This window comes from Bacteroides sp. NSJ-39 (assembly GCF_014287315.1).
Taxonomy (GTDB): domain Bacteria; phylum Bacteroidota; class Bacteroidia; order Bacteroidales; family Bacteroidaceae; genus Bacteroides; species Bacteroides finegoldii.
Genome location: NZ_JACOOB010000001.1, coordinates 95,000 through 108,915 on the forward strand (window position 1 = coordinate 95,000; position 13,916 = coordinate 108,915).

At 41.9% G+C, this 13,916-nt stretch carries 12 protein-coding genes; all 12 read left to right on the plus strand.

What is annotated here, in order from left to right:
• The first annotated feature begins 312 nt into the window (after positions 1–312).
• The 12 genes from H8S63_RS00470 (at position 313) to H8S63_RS00525 (ending at position 13,866) form a co-directional block, all read left to right on the plus strand.
• Positions 313–1,260 carry a site-specific integrase gene (locus H8S63_RS00470; RefSeq protein WP_022276390.1) on the plus strand — a complete coding sequence of 316 codons (948 nt, stop codon included), beginning with the start codon at positions 313–315 and terminating at the stop codon, positions 1,258–1,260.
• A gap of 353 nt (positions 1,261–1,613) precedes the next feature.
• Complete coding sequence (locus tag H8S63_RS00475) at positions 1,614–2,186, plus strand: UpxY family transcription antiterminator (RefSeq protein ID WP_022276389.1); 573 nt, start codon at positions 1,614–1,616, stop codon at positions 2,184–2,186.
• Between the two features lie 60 nt (positions 2,187–2,246).
• Positions 2,247–4,175 (plus strand): nucleoside-diphosphate sugar epimerase/dehydratase, encoded by a 1,929-nt coding sequence (locus tag H8S63_RS00480; protein ID WP_186925390.1) that lies wholly within the window; start codon positions 2,247–2,249, stop codon positions 4,173–4,175.
• Between the two features lie 16 nt (positions 4,176–4,191).
• Positions 4,192–5,025, plus strand: a complete 834-nt coding sequence (locus H8S63_RS00485) for a polysaccharide biosynthesis/export family protein (protein ID WP_022276387.1) — start codon at positions 4,192–4,194, stop codon at positions 5,023–5,025.
• 9 nt (positions 5,026–5,034) lie between these two features.
• Positions 5,035–7,449: a polysaccharide biosynthesis tyrosine autokinase gene (locus tag H8S63_RS00490; RefSeq protein ID WP_186925391.1), complete on the plus strand. Its 2,415-nt coding sequence runs from the start codon at positions 5,035–5,037 to the stop codon at positions 7,447–7,449.
• Between the two features lie 20 nt (positions 7,450–7,469).
• A complete protein-coding gene (locus tag H8S63_RS00495; RefSeq protein WP_022276385.1) occupies positions 7,470–8,561 on the plus strand; it encodes a polysaccharide biosynthesis protein in 1,092 nt (363 codons plus the stop codon).
• Complete coding sequence (locus H8S63_RS00500) at positions 8,561–9,763, plus strand: capsular polysaccharide biosynthesis protein CapF (RefSeq protein WP_186925392.1); 1,203 nt, start codon at positions 8,561–8,563, stop codon at positions 9,761–9,763. Before H8S63_RS00495 ends, H8S63_RS00500 begins: the two co-directional genes overlap by 1 nt.
• Positions 9,764–9,771: 8 nt before the next feature.
• Positions 9,772–10,956: a UDP-N-acetyl glucosamine 2-epimerase gene (locus H8S63_RS00505; RefSeq protein ID WP_022276383.1), complete on the plus strand. Its 1,185-nt coding sequence runs from the start codon at positions 9,772–9,774 to the stop codon at positions 10,954–10,956.
• A 25-nt stretch (positions 10,957–10,981) separates the two neighbouring features.
• Positions 10,982–11,731: a cytidylyltransferase domain-containing protein gene (locus H8S63_RS00510; RefSeq protein WP_186925393.1), complete on the plus strand. Its 750-nt coding sequence runs from the start codon at positions 10,982–10,984 to the stop codon at positions 11,729–11,731.
• Positions 11,728–12,777, plus strand: coding sequence for an N-acetylneuraminate synthase family protein (locus H8S63_RS00515; RefSeq protein WP_186925394.1), 1,050 nt, complete (start codon positions 11,728–11,730; stop codon positions 12,775–12,777). The genes H8S63_RS00510 and H8S63_RS00515 overlap by 4 nt, the downstream gene beginning before the upstream one ends.
• A 1-nt stretch (position 12,778) precedes the next feature.
• Positions 12,779–13,285 (plus strand): HAD family hydrolase, encoded by a 507-nt coding sequence (locus H8S63_RS00520; protein ID WP_186925395.1) that lies wholly within the window; start codon positions 12,779–12,781, stop codon positions 13,283–13,285.
• On the plus strand, positions 13,282–13,866 hold the full coding sequence (locus H8S63_RS00525) for a serine O-acetyltransferase (RefSeq protein ID WP_186925396.1): 585 nt from the start codon (positions 13,282–13,284) through the stop codon (positions 13,864–13,866). The genes H8S63_RS00520 and H8S63_RS00525 overlap by 4 nt, the downstream gene beginning before the upstream one ends.
• Positions 13,867–13,916: the final 50 nt, after the last annotated feature.

Sequence of the window (13,916 nt, forward strand, 5' to 3'; positions counted from 1 at the left end):
TCTGACGAGTGTAAACGGGCGGTCGTTTGGTACAAAATATACGGTCGTTTATATTGAATCGACCGCACTTTTGAGCGGCACCCCACGCGGCACCCCTTCATACCTCCTGAAATGCCCTATTGATGGGGGATACGGAAGATACCCGAAATGCGTTCCGGCACCCCATCCGGCAACTAATATATATAATAAATAAAGAATGTATTAAAATACATTATATCTTTTTTCTCTGTAGAGTGCGATCTATCTTCGAAAAGATTCGTTCTTTTGTTGCTTGCCAATAATGGTATAATAATCAAATAACTAATGGTGCAAATGACGAACAAAAAAGGTTTTAGTCGGTGTGGCGAGCTCTACATCGATCGTTTACGTGAAGAAGGCAGATATTCTACAGCGCATGTCTATAAGAATGCTCTTTTTTCTTTCAGTGTGTTTTGTGGTACGTGTAATGTGTCGTTCAGGCAAATCACCCGTGAGAGCCTGCGGCTTTACGGGCAGTATCTTTACGAGAATGGATTGAAGCTTAATACGATTTCTACGTATATGCGTATGCTTCGTAGCATTTACAATCGTGGGGTGGAAGCGGGTAATGCCCCTTTTGTGCCGCGGTTGTTTCATGAGGCTTATACGGGAATCGATGTTTGTCAGAAGAGGGCTTTGACTGCTGCCGAACTGCATAGGCTTTTGTTTGACGATCCCCGATCGGAACGTTTGCGCCGCATTCAGGACATTGCTTCCCTGCTGTTCCAACTTTGTGGAATGTCGTTTGCCGATCTGGCACATTTGGAAAAATCGGCTCTTGAAAATAATATGCTTCGCTATAATCGCATCAAGACGAAAACGCCGATGAGTGTAGAAGTGTTGGATAGTGCTATGGTGAAGATCGACCGACTTCGGAGCGTTCGGAAGTCCCAACCCGGTTGTCCGGATTATTTGCTTGATATTCTTTGTGGTGATAAGTCACGGAAGGATGAAAAGGCTTACCGGGAATATCAGTCTGCCCTTCGTCAATTTAACAAAAATCTGAAAGAGCTGGCGAAGGCGTTACATTTGAAATCTCCGGTCACTTCTTACACGCTACGCCATTCGTGGGCTACTATTGCCAAGTATCGGGGAGTGTCCATTGAAATGATTAGCGAGGCGTTGGGACATAAATCCATAAAAACCACACAGACTTATTTGAAAGGCTTCGGACTGGAAGAAAGAACAGAAGTGAATAAAGGAAATTTATCTTACATCAGAAATTGTAAAGTGAAAGGATAATTAAAGATAATCAACTGTTAATCAGTGATAAACTATATCCATTACTTTTTAGGTAACGGATTTAAAATTTGTTGCAAAGATAGCCAAAAACATAAATAGCAAACAAGCAATTCTACATTTTTTTTTGTTTTATTTAAATTTTAGTATAAGAAAATCCCGGAGCATGAAAAGAACTCATTTTCATGCCCTATACTTTTTATTGTCCGATTTTAAATTCATTTTGCTGAACATCAAGCAAATTTCCGGTTGGCCCCTCCTTATACTTGTATTCTTTCCGTTTTCGTCATAAAGTATGTTCTGATGCATTTTATCCGTTACCTAAAAAGTAACGGATGTATATGGGGTAAAAAAACATGATTTTAACAAGCCGAAAATCAGTAAATGCTGGGCCTAGTAATGGGACAGGGGAAGGCGTAGCACACTCTAAACGCTGGTATGTAGCTATGGTGCGTATGCATCATGAGAAGAAAGTTGCCGAGCGTTTGGACAAAATGGGGATTGAAAATTTTGTTCCTGTCCAACAGGAGATTCATCAATGGAGCGACCGGCGTAAAAAAGTAGAAGCTGTTCTTCTTCCAATGATGGTATTTGTCCATGTTGATCAGAAAGAGCGCATGGAAGTCCTTAGTTTTTCTACAGTTAGTCGCTATATGGTGATGCGGGGTGAGAGCACACCGGCAGTGATTCCCGACGAGCAGATGGCTCGTTTCCGTTTTATGCTTGATTATTCCGAAGAAGCTGTTTGCATGAACAGCTCCCCTTTGGCGCGTGGTGAAAAAGTACGTGTCATCAAGGGACCTCTGACCGGACTGGTGGGTGAACTGGTCAATGTAGATGGTAAGACTAAGATTGCCGTGCGACTGAATCTGTTAGGCTGTGCATGTGTGGATATGCCTATCGGTTATGTAGAATCGGTGAAATCTTGATTTTAGTATCTGATTATATCTCATTGTATCTCTGATACACAATTTATCGTTTATACTATAATGGAAAAGACATTAAGGGGGATAGCTCAATACGCTCGTAAGAACTATTTGAGCTATTGGATTATTTTGGGTATTGACACAACAATATCAGTAGTATGTTCATTGATCGCTTATGCTGTCATTCATTATATGGCACATATACCTGTGAGTGACTGGGTTCTTTGTCAGTTTGTTCTCGTTTCTTTGCTGGGTAGTGTTGTCGGCTCTTTGTTGTTCCACACGTATCGCAACACGATCCGTTTTTCCCAGGCCCGTGAGCTCTGGCGTGTCATGTGTGCCGTATTGTTCAAGTCTGTCTGCCTGCTTGCCGTTTCTTTCTGGATTATTCCCGAAACGTCTGCGTTCGATAAATACCGTTTTTCCTGCCTTCTTCTCGACGGTCTTCTGACCCTGGTTGCGCTGACAGTCTTTCGTGTTTCACTCATCATCACGTACGATCTATTGCTGGACTGGGTGAACAAGAAGAACACCCGTATCCTTATCTATGGCACCGACGAGGAGAGTGTGGCGCTGAAGCTTCGTCTCAGGGACAGTTCCCATTACAAGGTGGCGGGCTTTTATGTTTATGGCAGGAACAACAGTCGCCGCCGTTTGGCCGATCTTCCCATTTATTATTTTGAAAACGATTCCGATGTGGATTACATCATCCGTAAGCGTGGCATTAAAGGTATTTTGTTTTCCCGTTATGAGGATACCCGTCTTGAGGAAAACCGTCTTTTGGAATACTGCAAGAGCAATGATCTCAAGACCCTGATAGCCCCGACGATCAGTGAGGTCGATTCTGACGGTAACTTCCACCAGTGGGTCCGTCCCATCAAGATCGAGGACCTTTTGGGCCGTGCGGAAATCAATATCAACCTTCGCCAGGTGGCTGCAGAATTCCGTGGTAAAGTCGTTCTGGTGACCGGTGCAGCAGGCAGCATAGGCAGCGAACTTTGCCGCCAGCTTGTCGGTCTGGGCATCCGTAAACTTGTCATGTTTGATTCCGCTGAGACCCCTTTGCATAATGTGCGTCTTGAATTCGAGAAGAATTATCCCGATATAGATTTCATTCCTGTCATCGGTGACGTCCGTGTTAAAGAGCGCGTGCGTATGGTATTCGAAAATTACCATCCCCAGGTGGTCTTCCACGCCGCCGCCTACAAGCATGTTCCTTTGATGGAGGAAAACCCCTGTGAGGCGGTTTTGGTGAATGTCACCGGCTCCCGCCAGGTTGCGGACATGGCCGTTGAATACGGTGCGGAGAAGATGATAATGGTTTCTACTGACAAGGCTGTTAACCCAACGAATGTGATGGGCTGCTCCAAGCGCCTTGCCGAGATCTACGTGCAGAGCCTGGGTTGTGCCATCCGTGAGGGGAAAGTGCAAGGGCGTACCAAATTCATCACAACGCGTTTCGGAAATGTATTGGGCAGTAACGGTTCCGTCATTCCCCGCTTCAAGGAACAGATCGAGAATGGCGGTCCGGTCACCGTCACCCATCCTGATATCATCCGTTTCTTTATGACGATTCCCGAGGCCTGCCGTCTGGTGATGGAGGCCGCCACTATGGGGGAGGGCAATGAGATATTTGTCTTTGAGATGGGCAAGGCAGTCAAGATCGTCGATCTGGCCACCCGTATGATTGAATTGGCTGGCTATCGTCCCGGTGAAGACATAAAGATCGAGTTCACGGGTTTACGTCCCGGTGAGAAGCTTTACGAAGAGGTCCTGAGCGATAAGGAGAATACGATTCCGACTGAAAATAAAAAGATCATGATCGCTAAGGTTCGCCGGTATGAATATTCCGATATCCTTGACACTTATTCAGAGTTCGAGAGGTTGTCCCGTGCCGTCAAGATTATGGATACCGTCCGGTTGATGAAGAAGGTGGTGCCCGAGTTCAAATCGAAGAATTCTCCGAGGTTTGAGGTGTTGGATAAAGAATAATAAACTAGAATATATTATGAACAATTCATTTTGCATTGCTACAAGTATGCAGAAAAAAGTCGGTGGGATACTTCCCTGCCTGTTTGCACTCTTTTTGCTTGCTTCCTGCCAGTCATACAAGAAAGTCCCCTATCTGCAGGACTCTGAAATTGTGGGACAGGTTACCCAACAGGAAACCCTGTATGATGCCAGAATAATGCCTAAGGATCAACTTACTATCATGGTATCATGTACGAACCCTGAACTGGCGGCTCCTTTCAACCTGGGAATGACTGGTTCTGCTGGTTTGACTGCCGGAAATTCACAGGGCGCTTCCCAATCCTCCCAACAGACTTATCTGGTGGATAACGAGGGGAATATCAATTTTCCTGTATTGGGGACATTGAAAGTCGGGGGACTGACCAAAAAGGAGGTAGAGCAAATGATAGTGGAAAAGTTGAAACCCTACATAAAAGAAACTCCGATTGTTACTGCACGTATGGTCAATTACAAAATCTCTGTGTTAGGAGAAGTCGCTAGTCCCGGTACATTTACTATCAGCAATGAGAAAGTGAATTTATTGGAAGCTTTGGCCATGGCAGGTGATATGACCATTTATGGAATCCGTGATAATGTAAAGTTGATTCGTGAAGATGCCAATGGCAAACAACAAATCATAACACTGGATCTTAATAAGGCTGAAACTCTTCTTTCTCCTTACTATTGGTTGCAGCAGAATGATATTGTTTATGTGACTCCGAACAAGGCAAAGGCTCGCAATTCGGATATCAGCAACAGTACAAGTATATGGTTTTCGGCTACTTCTATTTTAATTTCATTGGCAAGTTTATTAGTAACAATCTTCAGATAATAACATCGTATGGTTGAGGAAGGAAAAGAAAAAATGAGGGCACAATCCGAAGAACAGATCAATATTCAGGAAATCCTTTTCCGCTATCTGATTCATTGGCCATGGTTCGTAGTTTCGGTAATAGTTTGTGTTGCTTTAGCATGGGGATATCTGCGTCTGACAACACCTGTATACAATATTTCTGCCACTGTTCTGATTAAGGATGAAAAGAAAGGTGGCGGTGCGAATATGTCTTCCGAACTGGAAAAGATGGGGCTAAACGGTTTTGTCTCTTCATCAAGTAATATAGAGAATGAAATTGAAGTGCTAAAATCCAGAACATTGGCAAGGGAGGTAGTCAGTTCTTTAGGCTTGTTTGTGACCTATATGGACGAAGATAAGTTTCCAAACAAGGAATTGTATCGTACTTCTCCGGTTTTGGTCAGTCTGACCCCTCAGGAAGCGGACAGGCTTCCGCAGACAATGGAGATAGATATGCTTCTGCAACCTGCCGGTGCGATGGATGTGCAGGTCAAGGTGGGAAAAAAGGAGTACCGGAAACATCTTGAGAAATTGCCTGCCGTATTTCCTACCGATGAAGGTACGGTTGCTTTTTTTGCGAACAATGATACTTTGTCATCACTTCGTCCGGAAAGTGTAACAACAGAACGTCATATTACGGCTTATATTAACAGGCCTTTTGCTGTAGCGAAAGGTTATGCCGGTTCCCTGTCGATAACCCCTACCTCGAAGGCGACTTCCGTCGTGACCGTTTCACTTAAGAACTCTAATACCCAGCGTGGCAAGGACTATATAGACAAACTGCTTGAGATGTATAATATCAATGCCAACAATGACAAAAATGAGGTAGCCCAGAGAACGGCCGAGTTCATTGATGAGCGCATTGATATCATCTCAAAAGAATTGGGTAGCACGGAACGCGATCTGGAGAATTTCAAGCGTAGTGCGGGTATCACTGATTTGACAAGTGAAGCTCAGATTGCCTTAACTGGTAATGCCGAATACGAGAAGAAGCGGGTGGAAAATCAGACACAGATTAATCTTGTGATGGATTTGAAAAAATATTTGCAGGGTAGTGAATACGAAGTGCTGCCTGCGAATGTCGGTTTGCAGGATGCCGGGGTAGCGGGGGCGATTGACCGGTATAATGAGATGGTAGCCGAACGTAAACGCCTGTTACGTACATCAACGGAAAGCAATCCGGCAATTGTGAATCTTACTACCAGTATCCGTGCGATGCGCAGTAATATACAGACCACTCTGGATGCCACGTTGAAAGGACTTGAAATAACGAAAGCTGATTTGATTCGTGAAGCGAGTCGTTATTCCCGTCGTATCAGTGATGCTCCGACTCAGGAACGTCAGTTTGTGAGTATTGCCCGTCAGCAAGAAATCAAGTCCGGTTTGTATCTGATGCTGCTTCAGAAGCGTGAGGAGAATGCCATTGTCTTGGCTGCCATAGCCAATAATGCCAAGATTATTGACGAGGCACAGGCGGACAGTACTCCGATTTCCCCGAAACGGATGACGATTTATTTGGCGGCTTTGGTATTTGGAATAGGTATTCCGGTAGGTGTTATTTATTTGATCGGTCTGACCAAATTTAAGATAGAAGGTCGTGCTGATGTTGAAAAATTGACTTCGCTCCCTGTTGTTGGTGATATTCCATTGGCAGATGAAAAGACGGGAGCTATTGCCGTATTTGAGAATCAGAACAATTTGATGAGCGAAACCTTCCGTAATGTCCGTACCAATCTTCAGTTTATGCTTGAAAATGGTAAGAATGTAATTTTGGTAACTTCTACAGTTAGTGGTGAAGGAAAATCTTTTATATCCGCCAATCTGGCTATCAGCCTTTCTTTGTTAGGGAAAAAAGTCGTGATAGTAGGCCTTGACATTCGTAAGCCCGGATTGAACAAAGTTTTCAACCTACCTAAGAAAGAGTATGGTATAACTCAATTCCTTACCAATTCCACTGTAAATCTGATGGATTTGGTGCATCATTCTGATATAAACAAGAATTTATATATTCTTCCAGGTGGAACAGTTCCCCCTAATCCAACAGAGTTGTTGGCTCGTGACGGTTTGGAGAAAGCTGTTGAAATCTTGAGGAAGAATTTTGATTACGTGATATTGGATACGGCACCTGTGGGTATGGTAACTGATACTTTGCTTATAGGACGTGTAGCGGACTTATCTGTTTATGTATGCCGTGCTGATTACACCCGTAAAACGGAGTTTACCCTGATCAATGAACTTGCCGAGAATAATAAACTGCCTAATCTCTGTATTGCCATTAATGGCTTGGATCTTCAGAAGAAGAAATATGGTTATTACTATGGTTATGGCAAATATGGCAAGTATTATGGCTATGGTAAACATTATGGTTATGGGGAGTATAAGATAAAAGACAAGGCTAATTAATCAATAATAATATCAAAGATATGTCAGTGTTTAAAGACAAAGTCCTGTTGATCACAGGCGGTACAGGTTCATTCGGTAATGCCGTACTCCGTCGTTTTCTCACAAGTGATATAAAGGAGATCCGTATTTTTTCACGGGATGAAAAGAAACAGGATGATATGCGTCACCATCTTCAGGCACAGCATCCTGAACAGGCATCAAAGGTGAAGTTTTATATCGGTAATGTTCGTAACCGTGAATCTGTGGATGTTGCGATGCGTGGAGTGGATTATGTGTTTGCGGCTGCTGCTTTGAAGCAGGTACCTTCCTGTGAGTTTTTCCCTATGGAAGCGGCCATGACTAATGTGATGGGCACAAGCAATGTATTGCTTTCAGCTATTGATCATCGTGTGAAGAATGTGGTTGTTCTTTCTACTGACAAGGCTGCCTATCCCATCAATGCCATGGGTATTTCTAAGGCTCTGATGGAAAAGGTGGCTATTGCGAAAGGGCGTGAACTTGGTGAAGGTGCGCAGACAACTATCTGTTGTACCCGTTATGGTAATGTAATGGCATCACGTGGTTCGGTTATTCCTTTGTGGGTGGAGCAGATCATGTTAGGCAAATCCATTACTATTACAGATCCTAATATGACCCGTTTCATGATGACATTGGATGATGCGGTGGATCTTGTTATCTATGCCTTTACCCATGGTCACAATGGTGATCTCTTCGTACAGAAAGCTCCTGCCGCGACCTTGGATGTGCTTGCTGAAGCCTTGAAGCAGATTTATTCTAAGATTGATCCTAAATACGGTGAAACCGAAGTCAAGGTTATCGGTACCCGTCACGGTGAAAAACTTTATGAGACTCTTGTCACTCGTGAGGAAATGGCAAAAGCCATTGATTGCGGCAACTACTACCGTATTCCTTGCGACAGTCGTGACCTCAACTATGACAAGTTTTTTGTGGAAGGTAATGAGAAGGTTTCAGCAATTGAGGATTATCACTCTCACAACACCGCACGTCTGGATGTTGAGGGGATGAAGGAACAGCTTATGCGTTTGCGCTTTATTCAGGAGGATCTCGGTTTGATAGAGCGTGCCAAATCAAAAGAAATCCGTTCCGAATAATGAAGATACTTGTAACAGGCGCCAAAGGTTTCGTAGGAAAAAATCTTTGTGCCGAGCTCTACAATATAAAGGAAGGAAAGGCCCGCTGTTATGGCGGTCTTGTTATTGATGCTGTTTATGAATATGATATAGACAGTAATCCGGAGGAATTGGATGTTTACTGTTCTGACTGTGACTTCGTCTTCAACTTAGCAGGTGTAAACCGTCCAAAGGAGAATAGTGAGTTTATGAACGGCAACTTCGGTTTTGCATCAATATTGCTCGACTGTTTGAAGGCTCATAAGAACACTTGCCCCGTGATGTTGTCAAGTAGCATCCAGGCAACCCTGATCGGCCGTTATGGTACGAGCGATTACGGCAAGAGCAAGTTAGCGGGTGAGGAGCTGTTCTTTGAGTACGGTAGAGAAACAGGTGCTAAAGTATTGGTATATCGTTTTCCGAATCTTTTCGGCAAATGGTGTCGTCCAAATTATAACAGCGCGGTTGCCACATTCTGTAACAACATTGCCAACGACCTTGACATACAGGTGAATGATTCCTGTGTGGAACTTGAACTTCTTTATATCGATGATCTTGTAAAAGAAATGATAAGTGCCTTGCAGGGTAATGAGCATCACTGTGAATTTGACGGTGTGAAGACTGTTCTTACCGCCAATGGCCATTATTGCGCCGTACCTGTTACCCATAAAGCAACTTTGGGTGAAATAGTTTCGTTACTTGAATCTTTTAAAGCACAGCCCCAGACATTGCTAATGCCCGAGATACCGGAAAATTCATTCGCCAAGAAGCTTTACAGTACTTTTCTTAGCTATTTGCCCAAAGAGAAGGCTGTCTTTCCGTTGAAGATGAACGTAGATGAGCGCGGCAGTTTCACAGAACTGCTGAAGACGGTAAATTGTGGTCAGTTTAGTGTGAATATAAGTAAGCCAGGTGTTACCAAGGGGCAGCATTGGCATCATACGAAATGGGAGTTCTTTATTGTTGTGTCGGGTAAGGCTCTCATTCAGCAACGTAGGATAGATACGGATGAAGTACTGAATTTTGAGGTTAGCGGTGATAAGATAGAGGCTGTACACATGTTGCCCGGCTATACTCACAATATCATAAACCTCTCTGATACTTGCGATTTGGTAACCCTCATGTGGGCGAATGAGGCATTTGATCCCAATTGTCCGGACACTTATTTCTTACCCGTAGAATAAATACAATTATGGCAGATATTAAGACAGATTATAGCGACGTAAAGTTTGCAGATAATGGCAAACTGAAACTTCTTATCATAGTAGGTACAAGGCCTGAGATTATTCGTCTTGCAGCAGTTATTACCAAGTGTCGAAAGTATTTTGATACAGTATTGGCGCATACCGGTCAGAACTATGATTACAATCTCAACGGGGTATTTTTCAAGGATTTGAAATTAGCCGATCCGGAGGTTTATATGGATGCTGTGGGTGATGACCTCGGCTCAACGGTCGGCAATATCATCAACTGCTCCTACAAATTAATGAATGCAATCAAGCCTGATGCATTGCTCATATTAGGTGATACCAACTCTTGCCTGAGTGCCATTGCGGCAAAGCGTTTGCACATCCCTATTTTCCATATGGAGGCAGGAAACCGTTGTAAAGATGAGTGCCTGCCTGAGGAGACCAACCGGCGCATTGTTGATATTATCAGTGACGTAAATCTGGCATATAGCGAGCACGCAAGGAGATACCTTCACGAATGCGGTCTCCCTAAAGAACGTACTTATGTGACCGGTAGTCCCATGGCTGAGGTATTGCATGCCAATCTTGCCGATATAGAGGCTAGCGACATTCACCGTCGTCTTGGTTTGGAGAAGGGAAAGTATATCCTACTTAGTGCTCATCGCGAGGAGAATATTGACACAGAAGAGAATTTCCTTTCCCTGTTTAATGCTATCAATGCCATAGCTGAGAGGTACGATATGCCTATTCTTTACAGTTGTCATCCTCGCTCACGTAACCGAATAGAGAAGAGTGGTTTCCAATTGGATAAGCGTGTAATTCGTCACGAACCTCTCGGTTTCCATGATTACAATTGTCTGCAAATGAATGCAGCCGCTGTAATCAGTGATTCAGGCACTCTGCCTGAGGAAAGCAGCTTCTTTACCAGTGTGGGACATCCTTTCCCGGCAGTCTGTATCCGTACCAGCACCGAGCGTCCCGAATCGTTGGACAAGGCTGGTTTTATCCTTGCGGGCATCGATGAGAAGTCGCTTCTTCAAGCTGTTGACACTGCTATTGCCATGAATGCAGAGGGAGATAACGGGATTCCTGTGCCTGTATATGTTGAAGATGTTGCCAATAAAGTGGTGAAGATTATTCAGAGTTATACGGGGGTGGTAAACAAAATGGTGTGGAGAAAAAAGTAAAGTTTGTATAAGTGAGAAATAATATATGAAAACTGCATTTTTGGTTCAAGCTCGTATGGGGTCAACTAGGTTGCCTCATAAAATATTACGCCCATTTTATAATAATAATTGCATATTGGATTTACTTATTAATAAATTGAATCTGATTATTGATGCAAAAATTATTATAGCTACTTCTGTAAGTTCAGAAAATGACGTAATAGAAAAGTTCTGTAAGGAACATGGCATAGTATGTTTTAGAGGAGAAGAAAATGATGTTTTGAAGCGTTTTATAGATGCAGCAGAAACAAATGGAGTGGATAAAATAATCCGCATTTGCTCTGATAATCCTTTTCTCGAATTAAACTCAATAAAGAAATTGATTGAAGTCTCAAGTAACTCTGATGCAGAGTATATTAGCTTTGATATTAACGGTTGTCCTTCTATTAAAACTCATTTTGGATTTTGGGCTGAATATGTTTCTTTAGATGCATTAAAGAAAGTGCAATGTTTAACAGATGAAAGAATTTATCATGAACATGTAACGAATTATATCTATACAAATCCTGAAATTTTCAAGCTAGAATGGATTGAAGGCCCTATTTGTTTGAAAGGCCGTTCGAATATACGCCTAACAATAGATACAATCGAAGACTTTACTAATGCACGGAGTGTTTATGCTGAGTTGTGCAAAGTAAATCCATATCCTACGATTGATGAAGTTGTGTCTTATCTTGATGAACATCCGGATATTTATAATGCAATGGTTCAACAAATAAATAAAAACTCAAAATGATAACTAAAGGTGAAACTTATATTATAGGTGAGATTGGTCAAAACCATAATGGTTCTGTTGATGTGGCAAAGTTAATAGTTGAATTGATTTCCCGTCCTGTTAAAGAGGAAACATTCGGTATAGCTTTAAAGCCAATGAATGCGGTTAAGATGACAAAGCGTGATCTTAACGAAGAATTGACTAACTCACAGATGAATCGTATCTACGATACTCCGAACTCATTTGGTCGTACTTATGGTGAACATCGTGCTTTTCTTGAGCTTAATGACGAGGCTCACTATGAAGTATATAAGTATGCAAAAGAAAAAGGTCTTGATTTTGTTGAAACATTATGCGCCAAAGGTTGTATGTCATTACTTAAGCTTTTTATTCCTGATTATTTAAAAGTAGCAAGCCGGGATCTCACTAATCTTCCTTTGCTTGAGGCAATGGCAGAAACTAAAATACCCATTATTCTTTCTACTGGTATGGCAGGAAAACAAGAACTTGACAATGCTCTTAACACAATAACACGTTATCATTCCAATATTTCAATATTGCATTGTGTTTCACAATATCCCACACATCCTGATAATCTTAATCTTAAGACCATTAGTTATCTGAAAAAACATTATAGCCAGTATCCAATAGGTTTCTCAGATCACACTATCGGTATTTCGGCACCTGTGGTAGCAGTAGGTATGGGAGCTGAGATTATAGAAAAGCATATCACTATAGACCGTCACATGAAAGGTACTGACCAGGCAGGATCATTGGGACCTGATGGTGTAAATCGCATGATTAGAGACATTCGTATTGCGGAAAAATGGCTTGGAACCGAGGATTTGTATATTGATAAAAGTGTTGCTGTTGCTAAAGAAAAGCTTGAACGTTCTATTGCAAGCAGGCGTGTACTGAAAGCCGGAGAGATTATTACAGAAAAAGATATACATATGTTGAGTCCCGGCGATGGTTTTAAATGGAGCCAGAAGGATTTAGTAATTGGACATACTGTTAAGGAAGATATTCCTGCCAATGAAATAATTTATTCAAGGTACATTTTATAATATGCTGCCAAAACTTATTCTTACTGATATTGACGGGGTTTGGACTGATGGAGGAATGTATTATGATGCTACAAATGTAGAATTAAAGAAGTTCAACACGTATGATAGTGCAGGTGTACTATTTGCTCACAATCTTCATATTCCTGTGGGAATTATTACTGGTGAGAATACTCAAATAGTACAACGTCGTGCTGATAAATTAAAAGTAGATTACTGTTATCTTGGAGTAAAAGATAAGCTTTCTATTGTACAGAATCTGTGTAAGGAATTATCAATTACTTTATCGCAGGTTGCCTATATAGGTGATGATCTTAATGATATGGATGTTCTTTCTAAAGTGGGATTTGCCGGTGTTCCAGTATCAGCTCCCGAGTATGTGAAGCAACTAGCCAATGTGCCTCTTTCCAAAAAGGGTGGGGAAGGTGTGTTTCGTGAATTTGTGGAGGTAATTATAGGTGAGGAGCGACTTTGTGAAATAATCAATAAAACATTTTTAATAGAACAATGATACAGTCTAAACAGGATTTAAAGCATTATCTTCTTGAAGATCGTAAGGCTCAACATAAAGTATTGTTTCCTTCATTGAAACAACGAATAGTTGAGTGGTTATTCCCCGATTACAATTATGAATTTACAAAATGTCTTAGATATTTGGAATACTTTACTAATTGTAATGATATTTTTATGGGGGTAAAACGTATATACTTTATTAAGAAGTTGTCAAGATTACGTGCAATTACAGGTATAGAACTTAATCCTAACTGCGCTGGTCCTGGTATTCATATTTCACATGGGAAAATTGTGGTCGGTTCCATTGCTAAACTGGGTAAGAACTGTAAAATACTGTCAGATGTAACTATTGGTGGACAAGGACGTTATGACAGATGTGGAGCTCCGCAAATAGGAGATAGGGTTTTTATTGGAAGTGGTGCAAAGATTATTGGCAACATAACTATAGCAGATGATGTTGTGATAGGAGCAAACTCTGTTGTTATTCATTCGATAATGGAGGCTGGTATAACTGTTGCTGGCAATCCGGCCCAAAAAGTGAGTGATACAGGAAGTTATCATTACCTCAATAAAGAGTAACCGAAAAGATCGATTGTTTTAATTATACTAATCTATTACTATATGATTTT

Bases quoted from the DNA above. Each gene is read 5' to 3' on its own strand.
- H8S63_RS00525 (WP_186925396.1), top strand. From the start codon at position 13,282: ATGATACAGTCTAAACAGGATTTAAAGCATTATCTTCTTGAAGATCGT.
- H8S63_RS00505 (WP_022276383.1), top strand. From the start codon at position 9,772: ATGGCAGATATTAAGACAGATTATAGCGACGTAAAGTTTGCAGATAAT.
- H8S63_RS00480 (WP_186925390.1), top strand. From the start codon at position 2,247: ATGGAAAAGACATTAAGGGGGATAGCTCAATACGCTCGTAAGAACTAT.
- H8S63_RS00500 (WP_186925392.1), top strand. From the start codon at position 8,561: ATGAAGATACTTGTAACAGGCGCCAAAGGTTTCGTAGGAAAAAATCTT.
- H8S63_RS00495 (WP_022276385.1), top strand. From the start codon at position 7,470: ATGTCAGTGTTTAAAGACAAAGTCCTGTTGATCACAGGCGGTACAGGT.
- H8S63_RS00510 (WP_186925393.1), top strand. From the start codon at position 10,982: ATGAAAACTGCATTTTTGGTTCAAGCTCGTATGGGGTCAACTAGGTTG.
- H8S63_RS00515 (WP_186925394.1), top strand. From the start codon at position 11,728: ATGATAACTAAAGGTGAAACTTATATTATAGGTGAGATTGGTCAAAAC.
- H8S63_RS00475 (WP_022276389.1), top strand. From the start codon at position 1,614: ATGATTTTAACAAGCCGAAAATCAGTAAATGCTGGGCCTAGTAATGGG.
- H8S63_RS00470 (WP_022276390.1), top strand. From the start codon at position 313: ATGACGAACAAAAAAGGTTTTAGTCGGTGTGGCGAGCTCTACATCGAT.
- H8S63_RS00520 (WP_186925395.1), top strand. From the start codon at position 12,779: ATGCTGCCAAAACTTATTCTTACTGATATTGACGGGGTTTGGACTGAT.
- H8S63_RS00485 (WP_022276387.1), top strand. From the start codon at position 4,192: ATGAACAATTCATTTTGCATTGCTACAAGTATGCAGAAAAAAGTCGGT.
- H8S63_RS00490 (WP_186925391.1), top strand. From the start codon at position 5,035: ATGGTTGAGGAAGGAAAAGAAAAAATGAGGGCACAATCCGAAGAACAG.